This window comes from Methanosarcina thermophila TM-1 (genome assembly GCF_000969885.1).
Lineage (GTDB): Archaea > Halobacteriota > Methanosarcinia > Methanosarcinales > Methanosarcinaceae > Methanosarcina > Methanosarcina thermophila.
Genome location: NZ_CP009501.1, coordinates 1,520,202 through 1,538,757, shown reverse-complemented (window position 1 = coordinate 1,538,757; position 18,556 = coordinate 1,520,202). Strand labels below are relative to the sequence as shown.

Here is an 18,556-nt window from a genome sequence, read left to right as displayed (position 1 = left end):
CATGAGAAACCATAACTTTACTGTCTATCCTTTTACTGCAATAGTCGGGCAGGAAAAAATGAAGAAAGCTCTTATCCTGAACGCTATAAATTCAAAAGTAGGAGGGGTTCTGATTAGAGGTGAAAGAGGTACTGCTAAATCAACGGCAGTCAGAGCTCTAGCCAATCTTCTTCCTGAAATCGAGGTAGTTCAAGGCTGTAAATTCCACTGCAATCCCAATGATATAAGCACAATGTGTGAGGAATGCCTTGAAAAAGTTAAATCAAGAACTCTTAATATTTCTTTTGAGAAAATGAAAGTTATTGATCTGCCTGTAAGCGCTACCGAAGACCGGGTTGTAGGAACTCTTGATATCGAGCATGCAATCAAGAAAGGGGAAAAACGCTTTGAACCCGGGGTACTTGCTTATGCACACAGGGGTATCCTGTATGTAGACGAAATTAATCTTCTGGATGATCATCTTGTAGATGTGCTCCTTGACTCTGCAGCAATGGGAGTAAATACTATTGAAAGAGAGGGGATCTCCTATTCTCACCCTGCGAGTTTTGTGCTTGTAGGCACCATGAACCCTGAAGAAGGGGAACTTCGACCTCAGTTGCTTGATCGTTTCGGTTTATGCGTAGATATAAAGGGAATCAGGGATGTAGCCCAAAGAGTGCAACTCATCAAGTACAGACTTAGCTATGAGGCTGACCCTGAGGCTTTTGCAGCAAGCTGGCAGGCTGCAGAGTCTGAACTCCGTGCACAGATTCTTCTGGCGCAGAAATTGCTTTCTGATGTGAAGATCTCGGACAGCATGCTTGAACTGGTCAGTCAGATCTGTGTCGATATGGGGGTAGACGGACATAGAGCGGATATTACGATGATGAAAACCTCAATTACGCTTGCAGCTTTCAATGGGAGGACTGAGGTGCTTGAAGAGGATGTGAAAGAAGCTGCAGAATTAGTCCTCCCGCATCGTATGCGCAGAAAACCTTTTGATAACCCTTCTGAAAAGCAGGATAAATTGAATGAGAGTATCGAAAAACAGAGGGAAAAGCAAAAGAAAGACGAACAGAAAAAAAAAGAACATAGAGAACATTCAGAGAAAGCACATACACAGCCCGAAGAGCAGAAGTCAGATTCCACGCAGGATGGTGCTGGAGAACAATCTGATGCTTCTTCAGAAACAATTTTTTCAACAGGAGAAAGTTATCAGATAAAACAATTGTCACCTGATTTTCGTAGAAATAAGCGAAAAGGATCAGGTCGACGCAGCAAAACTTTGACGAAATCCAAACAGGGCAAGTATATAAAGAGCGAAATTCCCAAGGGAAAAACCACAGACCTTGCTTTTGATGCCACTTTGAGAGCAGCCGCTCCTTATCAGTTTACACGGGGAAAAAACGGTAATTCCATAGTAATTCATGATTCCGATTTCAGAGAGAAGGTCAGAGAGAAAAAGATCGGTAACCTTGTTCTTTTTGTGGTGGATGCCAGCGGTTCCATGGGGGCTCAGCAGCGGATGGTAGCCTCCAAAGGTGCAGTTCTTTCAATGCTGATGGATGCTTACCAGAAACGTGACAAGGTTGGACTTATTGCTTTTAAGGGGGCAGGGGCAGAGCTGATACTGCCGCCAACCTCCAGTGTGGAAATAGCACAAAAATATCTGGAGAAACTACCAACCGGAGGAAAGACTCCTCTTTCTCATGGGTTAATGAAAGGCTATGAAACTATACAGGCAGAACTACGCCGCAATCCGGATACCTGTCCGTTTATGGTTCTTATTTCTGACGGGAAGGCAAATGTCAGTATGTATGGGGAACCACCCCTCCAGGAAACAAAAAAAATAGCTTCTCTGTTCAGAAAGGAATGTATACAATCGGCAGTTATTGATACGGAATGCAGCATGATTAAGTTCGGGCTTGCCAGGGAAATTTCCAATTCTCTTGGAGCTCGATATCTTGCGCTTGAGGACTTAAATACAGATTCCATAGTTAAAGCTGTTCGGGCGTTTGCTCCTTTCGAGCTTTCTTTTCCTTCAGACAACCTTTCAGTTTGAAGTTTTCACTTTTTTATGCTTTGATTCTTCAGGCTTTCTTGAGCATATACTCCTATTTTTCAAAATACAACAAAAGCTATATGTCTATCTAAAACCGTAAACCATGCCTATGGATTTCCAGATCTTGGATGCAGATTATGAAGTTATTTATGACAGCAACCCCGTCATCCGCCTCTTTGGCAGGGGGGCGGACGGGAAAAGCGTTTGCTGTTTTGTACCTGGTTTTGAGCCTTATTTTTATCTTAAGGCTTCTGGAGACCTTCACGCCGTAGCCAGGCTTATCAAAGAGACTTTTGCTCAAGTTAAAAAAGTCGAAATTGTTGAAAAATTCGAGCCCATTGGGTATCAGAAAACAAAAAAAGAGATGCTCAAAATCACCACCCACCTTCCCAGAGACGTGCCCGAGATAAGGGACGATATTCTCAAGCTCCAGGAAGTGATGCGGGCTGAGGGCAAATGGGAAGTCTATGAAACTGATATTCTCTTCAGAAATCGTTTTTTAATCGATAAGAACCTTGGAGGTATGGTCTGGTTATCCGCAGAAGGAGCCCCGGTTGACCCTGTAAAATATTTCCGGGGAGGCAACTCAGGCAGCTCCCGCTGCGAAAATTTCGCATGTGATTCTTCAATCCTTGCATCCGGGTTTAAAAAGATTGAAAACTTTACAATTGCCCCTCTGAAGTATCTTTCTTTTGACATAGAGTGTCTGCCTCTTGATGGTGGAATGCCTTCCCCTGATGTTTCACCCATAATTATGATCAGTTTCTCCTTCGAGCCAGAATACAGAGGTCATAAAACGCTTGTGCTTCTGGCAAAACCTGCGGAAGGCATAAATTCCGATGTTCTTCCCTGCAAAGACGAGACTGAGATGCTAAATCGGTTTTTCGAAATCTTCTGCGAATACGACCCTGATATTGTAGCAGGTTATAACCATCAGGATTTCGATATTCCTTACATAACGGACAGAGTCCGGGCTCTGGCTGCACAGGGGAAAGCAATAAATCCTGTTGTCGGCAGAGACGGCAGCAAAATCGGATACAGACGATTCGGGCTTCTCACCCGTACTGAAATAAAAGGCCGTGTGGTTGTTGATGCGCTTCCTCTTGTAAGAAGAGCTTTCAGTCTCAAGCAATACACCCTGCGTGCGGTCTCAAAGGAACTTTTGAACCGTGAAAAGCTGGATGTGCCCCCTCTTGAGATGGAAGAATACTGGTTTGATACAGGGGAAAAATTCAGAAAATTCGTCGATTATGCACGCAGGGATGCCGAACTGGCTCTCGAACTTATCCTTAATCTGAGGCTCCTTGACAAGTATATAGCTCTTGCCCAGGTCAGCGGAAGCCTGCTTCAGGAAATTGTTGACGGCGGTCAGACTTCGATGGTTGAGACTCTGCTTCTCAGAGAATTCGGGCGCCGCGACCGTGTTCTCCTCCCCAAACCTGATGATGAGGTTTCGGCTGAGCGTTATGAAATGAGTTCCGATCTTAAAGGTGGAGAAGTCCTGGAACCCAAAAAAGGGCTTCTGGAGAATGTAATTATTCTTGACTACAAGTCTCTTTACCCAACTATAATGATGGCGCATAACCTGTGTTATAGTACAGTAGTTACAGGTGACAGACCTGATGGGGCAACTATCAAACCTCCCTCGGGAGGGGAGTTCGTGCCTCCTGACGTTTACAAAGGCATCGTGCCTTCTATCCTTGAAGATCTGCTTAACCAGAGGTCGCTGACAAAGAAAAGAATGAGAAGCACTTCTGATGAAAACGAGTATCGAGTACTTGATGCTACTCAACTCGCCGTAAAGATTCTGCTAAATAGCTTTTACGGTTATTCCGGATATGCCCGGGCAAGGCTCTACAACTTGACGCTTGCAAACGCTGTAACCAGTTTCGGCAGAAGCAATATCCTGAACACCCGGGATATTATCAACACCATAGGAAAAATCGTGCTCAGGAATGGAGCAGCTCTACTCCTTGAAGAAGCTGGAGAACTCTCTCCCCATGATAAGGTAGTTGAGTTGTCGGTTGCCTACGGAGATACAGATAGTGTTTTTGTCCACTGTCAATCCACAGAGGATCTCTCGCTTGAGGAGGTTAGCCTTGTAGGTAACAGGCTTTCAAATATCGTTTCTGCTTCCCTGCCTGACCCAATGGAGCTTGAGTTTGAATCCATTGCGAAACGTGCTCTCCTTATAGCAAAGAAACGTTATGCTCTCTGGCTTTTTGAACCCAGGAATTCTGGTTGGGAAGATAAGATTAAGGTCAAAGGTATGGAAACAGTCCGAAGAGACTGGTGTGAACTGACCTCGGTAACCCTCAACAGGGTTCTTGAGCTCGTGCTTAAAGAAGGTGATGTTGACCGGGCTGTTGAACATGTCCGCAAGGTGGTTAACGATGTCAGGAACCTCGACCCGGCAAAAGACTCCCAGATTATCGAAAGCCTTATTCTCACACGCACCCTTACCCGGAAATTGGAGAGTTACAAGAACAAGCAGCCTCACCTTACAGTCGCAGAGAAGCTTAAAGAACGGACCGGTGTTATGCCTTCTATAGGAACCAGGATACCTTTTATCATTACTGCTGGAAAAGGGCTATTTGTAGATAGGGCTGAAGACCCAGACTATGTCAGGGAACACAATATCCCGATAGATGTCGATTACTATATTAAGAAACAGATACTCCCTCCTGTGGAACGTATCCTAGAGGTTCTCGGGGTTAAGCTTTCTTCACTTGACTTTGATTCCAAACAAAAAGGACTATTTGACTTTGAAGCTAAGAAACCTGAGAAAATGAAGCAGGAAAAGCCTCGTCCCAAAAAGGAAAATAATGAGAAGCCTAAGGAACAAAATTTATTTAAAGAGAACGGGCGTGTAGGGCAGAGTTCCCTTTTCGATTTTTGAGCCTGCTGCATTTTCCTGTTCCCAATCTTTTAAAAATAGTTTCAGCCTTTTAAAAATAGCTCCAGTCTTTTAAAAATAGCTTGAACTTTCTTGATCATTTATATCTTGATTATCTAAACATTTGATTATCTAAAAATTTGGCACGATTTCTAATTTTTCATTTCCATTCTCAGCTTTTTCAGGTTTTGGATTCTTGAGAGTTCCTTCTAAGGTTTTAATCTGTTTCCTGCCTGTTACTGGTTTTTTATACTGGAGTTTCCTTACGCCGTTTTTCCCTTTTGTATATATTTTATATTGTATACATATATTACACAACTTTATTCTATATTTACGAGCTGTATATACTTCTCTATAACATATAAGGCGAATCTTTATATATTTCTCTCTTTTATTGTGAATTATAATGGTACCGGGTTAGTTAGATTAAATTACTGACTCATCACTTCCAGGCGGAGTACCCCATAATGGTAAACAGATTAAAAAGTTACATAATTTTTACATTATTTGTGTTCGGACTTGTTTTTCTGGGAGCTGGCTGTACTGAAAACGAAAGCAGTAAAGACTCTGCGAAGGAAAGATCCTCATGGAGGGAAGGATCACAGGAAATTTCTCTGAAAGGTTCTGATACGGTTTTGCCTCTTGTACAGGCTGAAGCTGAAGAATTCATGAATGAAAACCCCAATAAAAGTGTAACAGTGACCGGCGGCGGATCCGGTGTTGGAATTACAGCGCTTATTGACGGTGAGGTAGATATCGCTACTGCATCCAGAGAGATAAAAAACGAAGAAGTAGAATATGCCAGAGCAAACGGAATCAATCCTGTAGAGCATGTTATTGCTTATGATGGAATTTCGGTAATTGTAAACCCACAAAACCCTGTTTCTGAACTTACCCTTGGTCAATTACGCGGCATCTATAACGGAAACGTAACAAACTGGAAGGAGATAGGCGGTGAGGATAGACCTATTGTAGCCATCTCCAGAGACAGCAGTTCCGGAACTTATGAGTATTTTAAAGAGGAGGTTCTGCTTGGGGATGAATTTCGTCCCGATGCGCTTACACAGCCGGCTACAGGAGTAATCATAGGTGAGGTCTCTCAAAACCCTAATGCAGTCGGATATATAGGCGTTGCGTATCTTGATGAAAGCGTAAAAGGCTTAAACCTGGATGGGGGGAACGGCTCTGTGCCTCCAACTCCTGAGAATATTATCAGTGGCGCATACCCACTTTCAAGGCCTCTGTATTTCTACACTAATGGAGAACCTTCTGGACTCACAAAGGAATTTATTGATTTTGTGATGAGCGAAAAAGGACAGAACCTGATAAGTGAGGTAGGATACTTCCCGATAAATCGGTAAAGTCTCAAAAAGGACATTTTCAGGAGAAGTTATGCATAGCAGGAATTATAGGGAAAAAGGGATCGAATCTGTGCTTTTCATAACAAGCACCCTGACGGTCGCGATCCTTTTTCTCATATGCTTATTTCTATTCAGGGACAGTTTACTTCTTTTTAAAGAAACATCTCTTCTTGATTTTCTCGCAGGCAAATTCTGGTACCCAACATCCGTAAACCAGCAATTCGGGCTTATGCCTCTATTTCTTGGCTCCCTTCTTGTGACTGTCGGAGCAATTTTGTTTTCAGTTCCTCTGGGAATCGCTTCTGCAATATACATCTCTGAAATCGCACATCCAAAAGTTGCGGGTTTTTTAAAACCTTTTATTGAGATTCTGGCAGGTATTCCCTCTGTTGTTTATGGGTTTTTCGGGCTTGTTGTGCTGGTTCCTCTTATACAGGAAACTCTTAATTTGCCTACAGGACAGACTGCCCTTACAGGTTCCATTGTGCTGGGAATTATGGCACTCCCCACAATTGTCACCATATCAGAAGATGCTATAAGCTCAGTTCCCAGCACTCTCAAGCATGGTTCGCTTGCGCTTGGGGCTACAAGATGGCAGACTATATATAAGGTCATAATTCCTGCAGCTATTTCCGGAATTTCAGCAGCAGTAATGCTTGGTGTGGGAAGGGCTATTGGAGAGACAATGGTTGTTCTGATGGTAACCGGGAATGCTGCAATAATTCCTTCTTTCCCGGGAGGATTTTTTGGTCCTGTAAGAACAATGACCGGCACAATAGCGCTTGAGATGGGGGAAGTCCCTCAGGGAAGTGAACACTTCTATGCCCTCTTCGCAGTTGGGTCTGTACTTTTCATTATTACTCTTCTGGTTAATCTGGTTGCGGATTATATAAAAAAGAAATACCAGTTTAAGGTGAGGTGATCATGGGCTTGAACTCAAATACAAATGAAAAAATTGCCTTTTCCCTGTTAACTCTGGCTACGATAATAGTGACAGGTATCGTGTTGGTCATCCTTGCCTACATTATCTTAAATGGGTATGGGGCAATTAGTATCGAGTTCCTTACACAAATGCCTAACAGAATGATGACAGCGGGTGGGATCTTTCCAGCAATTATAGGCACCATAGCCCTAATAATAGGCTCCATGCTTGTAGCTCTTCCTCTAGGAGTTATGGCTGCCATATACCTGAACGAATATGCAGGAGAATCCCGCACAACCTGGCTAATCGAAATGGCAATCAACAATCTCGCAGGGACTCCCTCAGTGGTCTTCGGGCTTTTCGGGCTTGCACTGTTTGTGAAATATTTTGATTTTGGTCCTTCCATACTCTCGGCTTCTCTTACGCTTGCACTCCTGATTCTACCGGTAATTATCCGTGCTTCTGAAGAAGCTTTGCTTACAGTTCCTAATGAATATCGGGAATCGTCCCTTGCCCTTGGGGTGAGTAAATGGCAGACAATAAGGTATGTAGTACTGCCAGCTGCCATACCCGGAATTGTTACGGGGTCAGTGTTGAGCATAGGAAGGGTTGCAGGAGAAACCGCACCTATTCTCTTTACAGGGGCTGCTTACTTTCTGCCAAGGTTGCCTGATTCAATCTATTCCCAGTTTATGGCGCTTCCTTACCATCTTTTCGTGCTTGCAACTGCCGGTACAAACATCTCTGAGACCAAATCTATCCAGTACGGAACAGCTCTGGTTCTATTGATTATCGTACTGGGGGTAAACCTTGTAGCCGTTGTGATTCGCAGGCATTACAGGAATAAACTGAAAATTTAATTAGAGTTTCATTATTATCAGGTCTTATATGACAATGAGGTCTCCAAATGACTGAAGCTGTTCAAAACATATCTCAACCTCAGATAGAAGCAGAGAATCTTAGTCTGTGGTACGGGGAGAAGCAGGTGCTTAAAAATATCTCCATAAAGATCCCCAGAAACAGCGTAACTGCCCTTATAGGTCCTTCAGGCAGCGGCAAATCCACTTTCATCCGCTGTTTAAACAGGATGAACGATCTTATTAAGAACTGCAGGGTCGAAGGTAAAGTATTGATAGAAGGCAAGGATATTTACGCTCCAGATGTGGATGTTGTTGAGCTTCGAAAAAAAGTGGGCATGGTTTTCCAGAAGCCCAACCCTTTTCCCATGTCGATTTATGACAATGTTGCTTATGGACCCCGCATACATGGTGTAAATAAGAAAGATCTGGACAGCATTGTTGAGCAGGCTCTTCGTTCGGCTGCAATCTGGGAAGAAACTTCGGACAGGCTTAAATCTTCTGCGCTCTCCCTCAGTGGTGGGCAGCAGCAAAGACTCTGCATTGCCAGAACCCTGGCAGTAAAACCCAGAATAATTCTTTTCGATGAACCCACAAGCGCTCTTGACCCCATCTCCACTGCAAGGATTGAAGACCTGATTACGAACCTTAAAAAGGATTATACCATAGTAATCGTAACTCATAATATGCAGCAGGCAGCGAGGATATCAGACTATACAGGATTTTTCCTTTCGGGGGAACTGATTGAGTTCGACCAGACAAGGCAAATTTTCCATAATCCTCAAGAAAAGAGTACTGAAGATTACATTACTGGCAGGTTTGGGTGATTGGAATGGTTCGAGAACGATACTTAGAACAGCTGGATTTACTCAAAGAGTCTGTACTCTCGTTTGGAGAAATGGTTAAACTGATTTTCAGAGATTCCATGACTTCGGTTATAGACCTTGATATCGAGCTTGCCAGAAAGACCCTTGCCCTTGAGCCAGAGGCAGATAGACTTGAGGAAGAAATTGAGGCTTCTATTTTCGATCTGCTTGCCCTTCAACAGCCCATGGCTAGTGATCTGCGGCTTGTTGTATCTACTCTCAAGATCACAGCAGACCTCCGGCGGATTGTGGGATTATCAATAAATATTGCAAAAATCCCCGGAAGAATAGAAGGCGGGCATGTAAAGCCCCTTATAGATACGAAGAAAATGGCAGACATTGCTGGATTTATGCTTGAGAATTCCCTGAAGGCTTTTGAGACCCAGGATGTTGAGCTTGCAAAAGCAGCGGCAGCGAGGGATGAAGAGGTCGATAAGTTATTTTATGCGGTCTGGGTTGAGCTGATAGAAATGATGGCGAAAGACACGAGTATTATTTCCAGAGCCACAAATTTGCTTTTCCTGATTCGTTACCTGGAAAGAATTGCAGACCACTGCTGCAATATGTGTGAAAGCGTGGTCTATCTCGCCACGGCTGAGAGAGTTAAACTAAATTAAGTGGTTTCTCCCCTCTTTTCTTTTTTGCTTCTTGCTTCTATCTTTTCTTTCGTTTTTGATACTGAACTTTTAGTTCGGTTTTTGCTTTAGCTTTCGGACAGCGTTCTCACGCTTTCGGACAGCATTTTCACGCTTTAGATTACTTTTTTCTCCTATACTTTTGACCTTTTTTCTCACCATTTCCTGTTTTCTCTGATGTACAGGTTTTAAGTACATTTATAAGCATATAGACGCCCATGCCTGATATTCTTATCAAAAATACGCGCATCTACTACAATAATTCGCTTCAGCCTGCCGAGATCATTATTGAAGATGGTAAAGTTACCAAAATAGGAAAAGATCTCAGGGTATCGAGCTCGGACACAATAATAGACGCAGGTGGCGCTCTTACCCTGCCTGCCGGGATTGATGTGCATGTCCATTTTAGGGAACCCGGAATGACTTTAAAAGAAGACTGGTATACGGGCTCCTGTGCAGCAGCTGCCGGAGGAATTACCACTGTTATTGACCAGCCCAATACAGTACCTCCCACTACCGATAGGCGGGCTTTCGAACAAAAATTTAAGCTTGCCAGGAAAAAGTCTATTGTTGATTTCGGGATTAATGGCGGAGTAACAGGCAATATCGAGAATTTAAAAGAACTCTGGAAGCTGGGAATCACGGCTTTTGGGGAAATCTTCATGGCCGAGTCCACAGGCGGACTAAATATTAATGAGGAAACCTTTGAGGAGGCACTTGCCGAAATCAAACGCCTCGGCGCACCTGCGACTATCCATGCCGAAGACGAGAAAATGCGTCTTGAGCTGGAAGAGCTGTTAAAAGGCGATACTTCCTACGAATATCATTCAAGGGTACGCCCCAATGCGTGTGAGGCGATTGCGGTTCAAAGAGCTCTTGAACTTGTTTCCAGATTGAAAATCAGAGCGCACATTTGCCATATTAGCACACTTGAAGCTACAGGTATGGTACGGAAGGAAAAATATCTTGCAAGAAGGGAAAATAAGGAACCTCTTTTTACCTGTGAGGTTACTCCTCATCACCTTTTCCTGTCTACGCGAGACTGGGAAAGGCTAAGGTCTTTTGGAAAAATGAACCCGCCTCTCCGTGGAAGCCACAGCATTAAAGCTCTGGTAAACGGGATTAATGACGGGACTATTGACATGGTAGCTTCGGATCATGCTCCGCATCTGGAATCCGAAAAAGATGTTGATATAAAGGTTGCTCCCTCGGGTGTGCCCGGAGTTGAGACCCTTATGCCTCTAATGCTTGCCGCCGTCCGAAAAAATATTTTGCCACTTTCAAGGATGATCCTGCTTACAAGCTGGAATCCTGCAAAAGCCTTCGGGCTGGATCGCAAATTCAAGGGTAGGCTTGATGTAGGTTTTGATGCAGATTTGATTATTGTGAATCCCCGCGAACTTCGTCCTATAAAGGCTGAGTTCCTGCATAGTAAAGCGGGTTGGACTCCTTTTGAAGGCATGGAGGGGATTTTTCCAGAGTACACTCTCTCGAGGGGTGAGATAATCTGGAGTGAGGAGTCGATTAACGCAAAGCCTGGAAGAGGCAACTTCTTGGAAGGTAGAGGAAAGAGGTCAGAAGAGGACGAAGAAGATCTTGACCAGGCTGATGAATCCCAGGAATGAAGAAAAAGAACTTTGACAAAGAATGTAAAGTTATAATATCCTGAGCCTGGCTTTTCTTCTTTCTAAATAATATTTAATCTGGCTTCTCTTATTTATTAATAATATTCAACTGAGTCAAGCTGGGACTGTAAAAGTTCTTGATGCTTTTTTTCGAGGAACTTGTAAACTGCCCCATGGGTGGCTCCATCGAGCAGCATTCTTATTGCTGTCCGGATTATAGTATTCTGCTCCGGGTGCCCAAGTACGGATACGGTTTTTCCGTATACCGAGATTTTAACGTTTATAAGGGTTTCTGCAAGTTCTCTGGTTCTTCCGTTTCTTCCTATTATCCTGCCCTTTATGCGCTGCAGTTCTTTTGGCGTTGTAGCTACATCGGAAAGGTCGATGACCTCAAGCATAAGCATGTCATCATCCAGAAGTTCGAGAGCTTTTTCGGGACTGAAGCCCCTTCCTATCGCTTTGATAGTTTCGAGAACCCTGAATTCTTTCAATGGGTCTTCTTCACAGGTGATGTCTATCTTTCCAATTCCGCTGTCGATCTCCAGCTGGCATGCGGTTTTGTCCTCGATAAACTTTTTTGTTTCTCCTTTTGGACCTATTATTACCCCGACTCTTTCTTTGGGGATTTTGATATACTGAGTCATATCATTCCGCCTGTATTTTTTTGAGTAGCTCTTCAGGTTTGTCCTTTATCCCATAGCGGCTGAAGAACCTGAGTATATTTTGTACATCCCTGTAAAGGAACTCCCGGGAGTTCGGATGCTCCAGGGTTACTGATTGCCCCATATCAATGAAAATGGGGGTCAGGTCTTTCGGGTCGATCAGGATATTGTATTCGCTCAAATCGGCATGTACTAGATTTGCTTTTTTATAGAGAAGACGCATATATTCGACCACAGTGTCAAAAATAAGCTTTGCCTCATCGTCTTCAAGATACGTGTTTTTGAGGAGTGGGTAAGGTCTCTCTTTTTCTCCCATAAATTCCATGATAAGAATATTCTTTTCAGCAATCACAGGCTCCGGAACCCGTACTCCTGCATTTTTCGCACGCTTCAGGTTTTGAAACTCTTTGCGTGTCCATGCAAAAATGATGTCTCGCTTATTGTTTCGAATGTTTGTGAAACGAGGGTCCTTCATAATATAGGCGTCCATAGCCTTGAAGGTGCTGCTGGCAATCCTGTATATCTTTACAGCCAGCTCTTTATCCGGGCCTTCGGCATAAAATACATTTGCTTCCTTTCCGGTACTGATTGCTCCGCCCATCGCCTTTATTATGCCCTTGTTAGAGAGGGTATAAAGAATCTTAAGGGTGGGCACATCAAATACATTTTCTTCTACTTTTAGCCGTTCGGAATCTTTCTCCCTGACCCTGGACTTATCTTTAGCGCGATCAATGCGCTTTATCTTCTTTTCCTGATCCATTCCCATATTATCCTTTCAGGTATCCTTTCTTCTCAAGCCAGTCTACCTGCGGCCTTGTGTATTTCCAGATCACATCGGCTTTTTCGTTCTGGAACTCCCATGGCACGACAATAACAACATCTCCTTCTCGAATCCAGGTTTTTTTCTTCATCGAACCCGGAATCCTTCCCATACGAACGACCCCATCCATGCAACGAAGCCTCAGACGGTTTGCACCCAGAAGACTTTCAACAATTGCCAGGATCTCGTTATTTTCCCTTCGCGGTGTGCGTACTCTTGTAACGGCTTCTTCCGTATCCGGTTTGGATGTAGGCTTCTTTAAGTCTGCCAGTTTGATACCTCTTTTTATGTAATTTATATTTATTATTTTATTTTTTATTTTATACCCTTAAATCCTTTATATATCGTTTTTTCAAGTTTTAAGGTTATTCGTCCTGCAACTTTCAACTTTCTGTTATTATTTTAATGCTGCGCTTCTCTGCTTTCTTTTACTCTCTTCTTATTATTATTTTTTTCTAAGTAATTAGGTAGGCGACAAGTATATATATTATATATTCCTTTGTATGTCTCACGCGCAAAACAGGCGTGGACCGCTCTTGAAATTGTAATTCTAGAGCGGAGTTCAGGGTTATAGCAAAACAGATTTTCAACAATTGTTAAGTTTGTTTTTATAAATTTTCCTGAACAAAAAGATTTATATATTAAAACTGAAGTATATGTCTTCCTGTTCCAGTACGAATTTGATTGTGCTGGAAGGTTTTCTTATAGTTATTCGGTTTAAATTTCTTCTTAATCTGAGAAGGAATAGATACCTTTAAATACTATGAGTGCATAACTATAGTTTCCTGCATGAAAAATGCAGCAACTACTATTCATTAATAATGGAGTCAGGAGTTCTTTCCTGTCTGACGAGGATTTTGTCGGTTCGGTTAATTCTGGGCGGTGAGAGTTTTTCAAAAAACGCATCATCGCGAAACTGAAATAACTGAATTGATAGTTGTTAGTGCAAGTTTCTGCGACCAAGACCTTTAATTTTAAGTGTGCGATTAGCAATTCTGGTTGATCCTGCCAGAGGTTACTGCTATCGGTGTTCGCCTAAGCCATGCGAGTCATATGTTCTTCGTGAACATGGCGTACTGCTCAGTAACACGTGGATAACCTGCCCTTGGGTCTGGGATAACCCCGGGAAACTGGGGATAATACCGGATAACGCATATATGCTGGAATGCTTTATGCGTAAAATGGATTCGTCTGCCCAAGGATGGGTCTGCGGCCTATCAGGTAGTAGTGGGTGTAATGTACCTACTAGCCTACAACGGGTACGGGTTGTGAGAGCAAGAGCCCGGAGATGGATTCTGAGACATGAATCCAGGCCCTACGGGGCGCAGCAGGCGCGAAAACTTTACAATGCGGGAAACCGTGATAAGGGGACACCGAGTGCCAGCATCATATGTTGGCTGTCCAGATGTGTAAAATACATCTGTTAGCAAGGGCCGGGCAAGACCGGTGCCAGCCGCCGCGGTAACACCGGCGGCCCGAGTGGTGATCGTGATTATTGGGTCTAAAGGGTCCGTAGCCGGTTTGGTCAGTCCTCCGGGAAATCTGACGGCTCAACCGTTAGGCTTTCGGTGGATACTGCCAGACTTGGAACCGGGAGAGGTAAGAGGTACTACAGGGGTAGGAGTGAAATCTTGTAATCCCTGTGAGACCACCTGTGGCGAAGGCGTCTTACCAGAACGGGTTCGACGGTGAGGGACGAAAGCTGGGGGCACGAACCGGATTAGATACCCGGGTAGTCCCAGCCGTAAACGATGCTCGCTAGGTGTCAGGCATGGCGCGACCGTGTCTGGTGCCGCAGGGAAGCCGTGAAGCGAGCCACCTGGGAAGTACGGCCGCAAGGCTGAAACTTAAAGGAATTGGCGGGGGAGCACAACAACGGGTGGAGCCTGCGGTTTAATTGGACTCAACGCCGGACAACTCACCGGGGACGACAGCAAAATGTAGGCCAGGCTGAAGACCTTGCCTGAATCGCTGAGAGGAGGTGCATGGCCGTCGCCAGTTCGTACTGTGAAGCATCCTGTTAAGTCAGGCAACGAGCGAGACCCGTGCCCACTGTTACCAGCATGTCCTCCGGGACGATGGGTACTCTGTGGGGACCGCCGATGTTAAATCGGAGGAAGGTGCGGGCCACGGTAGGTCAGTATGCCCCGAATTTCCCGGGCTACACGCGGGCTACAATGAATGGGACAATGGGTCCCTCCCCTGAAAAGGGCTGGTAATCTCCCAAACCCATCCGTAGTTCGGATCGAGGGCTGTAACTCGCCCTCGTGAAGCTGGAATCCGTAGTAATCGCGTTTCAATATAGCGCGGTGAATACGTCCCTGCTCCTTGCACACACCGCCCGTCAAACCACCCGAGTGAGGTATGGGTGAGGGCACGAACTCTGTGTCGTGTTCGAACCTGTGCTTTGCAAGGGGGGTTAAGTCGTAACAAGGTAGCCGTAGGGGAATCTGCGGCTGGATCACCTCCTAAGCATAAAAAAACCCACCACCCAGATGCCGATAAACCGAAACAAAATCCTCAAACCATTAAAATAATCGATCATAGTTCTATGATCAATTCAAACTCATCAAATGCACCCGGTAAGTAAATTTCCGGGGAAGGACTGATTGCCTGTGCTGACGTGCAGGTACATGAAGTCATGTACAGGTGCTGTATACTGGACGCTTACTGGACCTGGTTAGGATATACAGGAAATATGCTATCAGGTGGATGGCTCGGCTCAAGAGCTGACGAAGGACGTGCCAAGCTGCGATAAGCCCGGGGTAGGCGCAAGGAGCCAATGAACCCGGGATTTCCGAATGGGACCTCTCCATAGTGATCAGTAATGATCGGGAACGCTCCGAATTGAAACATCTCAGTAGGAGCAGGAAAAGAAATCAAACGAGATGCCGTAAGTAACGGCGAGTGAAACCGGCACAGTTCAAACCGAATCCCTTCGGGGAAATGTGGTGTTGAAGGGCTGTTCAAACGTCTGGCGGCTAAACAGAACTTGCCTGAAACGGCAGACCATAGAGTGTGACAGTCACGTATGTGTAAACCAAAAGACCGGAACATGTCCCTGAGTACCGTGCGTTGGATATCGTGCGGGAATCTGGGGGGCACCAACCTCCAAAACTAAATACTACTTGAGACCGATAGCGAAATAGTAGGGTGACCGAACGCTGAAAAGTACCCCGAGAAGGGAGGTGCAAAGTGCCTGAAACCTGATAGTGATAGAACGATACGGCATGAAAGGATCTCTGATACGAAGGAAACACTCGCGAGGGTGCAGTACGAGTATCACTGCCAGTGTCGTATCTTACGTTTTGAAGAACGGGCCAGGGAGTGTGTCTTGGTGGCAATGGCTAACCTTATATTTGGGCAGCCGAAGCGAAAGCAACATGTGCGCAACTCTTCAGAGTGAGGCACGACGTATACAAGTGCGTGGAGTCACCGGGGCACGACCCGAAGCCGGGTGATCTAGGCGTGGGCAGGTTGAAGCGTGGCGAAAGCTACGTGGAGGACCGCAAGCGGTGTTGATCTGCAAATCATTCGCGTGACCTGCGTCTCGTAGTGAAATGCTAATCTAACCCGGCATCAGCTGGTTCCTTCCGAAACATGTCGCAGCATGACCTGACTGGAGACCGTCGGTGGAGTAGAGCACTGATTGGCGGTTCCGGGGGGGAAACCCCTCGCCCGCTTGTCAAACTCCAAACCCACCGTCGTCAAAGAAAGTCGGAGTCCGGACTGCTGGGGTAAGCTTGTAGTCCGTAAGGGAGACAACCCAGCCCGTGGTTAAGGTCCCCAAGTGTCGACTAAGTGTTAACACTAAAGGGCGTCCCAAGCCCAAGACAGCTGGAAGGTTAGCTTAGAAGCAGCTATCCTTCAAAGAGTGCGTAACAGCTCACCAGTCGAGGTTTGGGGCCCCGAAAATTGACGGGGCTCAAGTCGACCACCGATACCACGGAGTACCGCAAGGTAATCTTGTAGGAAGGCGTTGCGTTCGGACAGAAGCAGGGCTGTGAAGTCCTGTGGACCGTTCGCAAACGAAAATCCTGGTAATAGTAGCAGCATAGAAGGGTGAGAATCCCTTCCGCCGAAGGGGCCAGGTTTCCTCGGCAATGTTCGTCAGCCGAGGGTTAGTCGGTCCTAAGACGTACCGTAACTCGAGTACGCCAAAAGGGAAACAGGTTAATATTCCTGTACCATTTAGCAATCAGTCTGACGTCTCAGGGCAGGCCGAGCGGAGTCGTCGCTCCGTCTAAGCAGCGAAACCCGTGGAGAGCCGTAATGGCGAGAAGCGGGTGAATCTGTTAATGCGTAAGTCGGTTGCACCCAGGGACCCGTGAAAAGGCCGCTAAATGTCCGTACCGAGAACTGACACAGGTGCCCCTGGCTGAAAAGGCCAAGGCGTGTCGGAGTAATTCAGTTAAGGGAATTCGGCAAATTAGCTCCGTAACTTCGGGAGAAGGAGTGCCTGCTGTGGAGACAGCAGGTCGCAGTGACCAGGGGGCTCTAACTGTCTAATACCAACATAGGAGATTGCAAACCTGTAAAGGCTAGTACAATCTCTGAATCCTGCTCAGTGCAGGTACCTGAAACCCCGGTTCAACGGGAAGAAGGGCCTGTAAACAGCGGGGGTAACTATGACCCTCTTAAGGTAGCGTAGTACCTTGTCGCTTAATTGGCGACTTGCATGAATGGATCAATGAGAGCCCTACTGTCCCTAACTGGAATCCGGTGAAGCTTACATTCTAGTGCACAGTCTAGAGACCTCTAGGGGGAAGTGAAGACCCCGTGGAGCTTTACTGCAGCCTGTCGCTGGGTTGTGGTTCTGGATGTACAGAGTAGGTAGGAGGCGTCGAAGCGGGTGCGCCAGCATCCGTGGAGCCGGCCATGGGACACTACCCTTCTGGGACCGCGACCCTAACTCTGAGAAGAGGACCCCGATAGGTGGGCAGTTTGCCTGGGGCGGGACGCCCTTGAAAAGATATCAAGGGCGCGCAATGGTTGACTCAAGTGGGTCGGAAACTCACTGAAGAGTGCAAGAGCATAAGTCAGCCTGACGTTATTCAGCACAGTAGTGGATGACGAGACGAAAGTCGGCTCTAGCGAACTTTTGTGCCTCCTTGGTGGGGGCCAAAAATGACAGAAAAGTTACCCCGGGGATAATTGAGTCGTTGCCGGCAAGAGTACATATCGACCCGGCAGCTTGCTACCTCGATGTCGGTTCTTTCCATCCTGGCCGTGCAGCATCGGCCAAGGGTGAGGTTGTTCGCCTATTAAAGGAGATCGTGAGCTGGGTTTAGACCGTCGTGAGACAGGTCGGTTACTATCTACTAGAGGTGTCTGAGGTCTGCGGGTAAGCTGCTTTTAGTACGAGAGGAACCAAGCAGCGGCGCCACTTGTGTACCGGTTGTTCGACAGGGCATTGCCGGGCAGCTACGCGCTAAGGAATAAGAGCTGAATGCATCTAAGCTCGAAATCCGACCTAAAAATAGACCTCATTAAGGATTCCGGTAAAAGACCGGTTTGATAGAAACGGGATGTAAGCACCAAGGCAACGAGGTGTTCAGTCCGCGTTTACTAACCATCCGTTCCTTTCCTAATCCGGTCCAGGCGAAATCCAGTCTTGCAGCACCGTACATGACTTCTTGTCTTGCGTTTGTCATAGACAAATTTCATTCATCAATTCCGTTCATAGGCGAGTGTGGCGGCCATAGCGGCAGGGCAACTCCCGTTCCCCTCCCCAAAACAGAAGATAAGCCTGCCCACGTTCCTGACTGTACTGAAGTGCGCGAGCCTTCGGGAACTCAGGATCGCTGCCATGCTCACCCTATATCTGTTTTAAAATCTCTTTTTTCGCCTTTCATCTGTCCAGTATCATTA

Annotated in this window: 11 protein-coding genes and 3 rRNA genes; 11 read left to right on the top strand and 3 right to left on the bottom strand. The window is 45.7% G+C overall.

Annotated features, from left to right (window positions below):
• The first annotated feature begins 1 nt into the window (after window position 1).
• From MSTHT_RS06590 to MSTHT_RS06550, 8 genes are all read left to right on the top strand, one after another.
• Complete coding sequence (locus MSTHT_RS06590; protein WP_048167094.1) at window positions 2-2,041, top strand: putative cobaltochelatase; 2,040 nt, start codon at window positions 2-4, stop codon at window positions 2,039-2,041.
• A gap of 103 nt (window positions 2,042-2,144) precedes the next feature.
• The gene (locus MSTHT_RS06585) at window positions 2,145-4,940 is read left to right on the top strand and encodes a DNA-directed DNA polymerase (protein WP_048167093.1); all 2,796 of its coding nucleotides are present in this window, start codon (window positions 2,145-2,147) and stop codon (window positions 4,938-4,940) included.
• A gap of 464 nt (window positions 4,941-5,404) precedes the next feature.
• Window positions 5,405-6,298 carry a PstS family phosphate ABC transporter substrate-binding protein gene (locus MSTHT_RS06575; RefSeq protein ID WP_048167091.1) on the top strand — a complete coding sequence of 298 codons (894 nt, stop codon included), beginning with the start codon at window positions 5,405-5,407 and terminating at the stop codon, window positions 6,296-6,298.
• A gap of 31 nt (window positions 6,299-6,329) precedes the next feature.
• A complete protein-coding gene (pstC, locus tag MSTHT_RS06570; protein WP_048167090.1) occupies window positions 6,330-7,220 on the top strand; it encodes a phosphate ABC transporter permease subunit PstC in 891 nt (296 codons plus the stop codon).
• A 2-nt stretch (window positions 7,221-7,222) separates the two neighbouring features.
• Window positions 7,223-8,080, top strand: coding sequence for a phosphate ABC transporter permease PstA (gene pstA / locus MSTHT_RS06565; protein ID WP_181952262.1), 858 nt, complete (start codon window positions 7,223-7,225; stop codon window positions 8,078-8,080).
• 47 nt (window positions 8,081-8,127) lie between these two features.
• Window positions 8,128-8,904: a phosphate ABC transporter ATP-binding protein PstB gene (gene pstB / locus MSTHT_RS06560; RefSeq protein WP_048167089.1), complete on the top strand. Its 777-nt coding sequence runs from the start codon at window positions 8,128-8,130 to the stop codon at window positions 8,902-8,904.
• Window positions 8,905-8,909: 5 nt separating this feature from the next.
• Window positions 8,910-9,560 (top strand): phosphate signaling complex protein PhoU, encoded by a 651-nt coding sequence (gene phoU, locus MSTHT_RS06555; protein WP_048168431.1) that lies wholly within the window; start codon window positions 8,910-8,912, stop codon window positions 9,558-9,560.
• Window positions 9,561-9,796: 236 nt separating this feature from the next.
• Window positions 9,797-11,203, top strand: a complete 1,407-nt coding sequence (locus MSTHT_RS06550) for a dihydroorotase (RefSeq protein WP_048167088.1) — start codon at window positions 9,797-9,799, stop codon at window positions 11,201-11,203.
• 95 nt (window positions 11,204-11,298) lie between these two features.
• On the opposite strand, the gene MSTHT_RS06545 is transcribed toward MSTHT_RS06550, so the two are convergent.
• The 3 genes from MSTHT_RS06545 to eif1A are packed head-to-tail and all read right to left on the bottom strand — an operon-like array spanning window position 11,299 to window position 12,962.
• Window positions 11,299-11,847, bottom strand: a complete 549-nt coding sequence (locus tag MSTHT_RS06545; RefSeq protein ID WP_048167087.1) for a KH domain-containing protein — start codon at window positions 11,845-11,847, stop codon at window positions 11,299-11,301.
• A 1-nt stretch (window position 11,848) separates the two neighbouring features.
• On the bottom strand, window positions 11,849-12,631 hold the full coding sequence (locus MSTHT_RS06540) for a serine protein kinase RIO (RefSeq protein WP_048167086.1): 783 nt from the start codon (window positions 12,629-12,631) through the stop codon (window positions 11,849-11,851).
• Between the two features lies 1 nt (window position 12,632).
• Window positions 12,633-12,962 carry a translation initiation factor eIF-1A gene (gene eif1A / locus MSTHT_RS06535; protein ID WP_048167085.1) on the bottom strand — a complete coding sequence of 110 codons (330 nt, stop codon included), beginning with the start codon at window positions 12,960-12,962 and terminating at the stop codon, window positions 12,633-12,635.
• 715 nt (window positions 12,963-13,677) lie between these two features.
• On the opposite strand from eif1A, the gene MSTHT_RS06530 reads away from it, so the two are divergent.
• The 3 genes from MSTHT_RS06530 to rrf all read left to right on the top strand — a co-directional run bounded on the left by MSTHT_RS06530 (window position 13,678) and on the right by rrf (window position 18,498).
• A 16S ribosomal RNA gene (locus MSTHT_RS06530) occupies window positions 13,678-15,155 on the top strand.
• Between the two features lie 214 nt (window positions 15,156-15,369).
• Window positions 15,370-18,276 (top strand): 23S ribosomal RNA (locus tag MSTHT_RS06525).
• A 100-nt stretch (window positions 18,277-18,376) separates the two neighbouring features.
• A 5S ribosomal RNA gene (gene rrf, locus MSTHT_RS06520) occupies window positions 18,377-18,498 on the top strand.
• The 16S, 23S and 5S rRNA genes sit together here, the layout of an rRNA operon.
• The last annotated feature ends 58 nt before the right edge of the window (window positions 18,499-18,556 follow it).

Excerpts from the sequence above, each read along its gene's own strand:
- pstA (WP_181952262.1), top strand. The coding sequence starts at position 7,223 with ATGGGCTTGAACTCAAATACAAATGAAAAAATTGCCTTTTCCCTGTTA.
- pstB (WP_048167089.1), top strand. The coding sequence starts at position 8,128 with ATGACTGAAGCTGTTCAAAACATATCTCAACCTCAGATAGAAGCAGAG.
- pstC (WP_048167090.1), top strand. The coding sequence starts at position 6,330 with ATGCATAGCAGGAATTATAGGGAAAAAGGGATCGAATCTGTGCTTTTC.
- MSTHT_RS06590 (WP_048167094.1), top strand. The coding sequence starts at position 2 with ATGAGAAACCATAACTTTACTGTCTATCCTTTTACTGCAATAGTCGGG.
- MSTHT_RS06550 (WP_048167088.1), top strand. The coding sequence starts at position 9,797 with ATGCCTGATATTCTTATCAAAAATACGCGCATCTACTACAATAATTCG.
- MSTHT_RS06575 (WP_048167091.1), top strand. The coding sequence starts at position 5,405 with ATGGTAAACAGATTAAAAAGTTACATAATTTTTACATTATTTGTGTTC.
- MSTHT_RS06545 (WP_048167087.1), bottom strand. The coding sequence starts at position 11,847 with ATGACTCAGTATATCAAAATCCCCAAAGAAAGAGTCGGGGTAATAATA.
- MSTHT_RS06540 (WP_048167086.1), bottom strand. The coding sequence starts at position 12,631 with ATGGGAATGGATCAGGAAAAGAAGATAAAGCGCATTGATCGCGCTAAA.
- phoU (WP_048168431.1), top strand. The coding sequence starts at position 8,910 with ATGGTTCGAGAACGATACTTAGAACAGCTGGATTTACTCAAAGAGTCT.
- MSTHT_RS06585 (WP_048167093.1), top strand. The coding sequence starts at position 2,145 with ATGCCTATGGATTTCCAGATCTTGGATGCAGATTATGAAGTTATTTAT.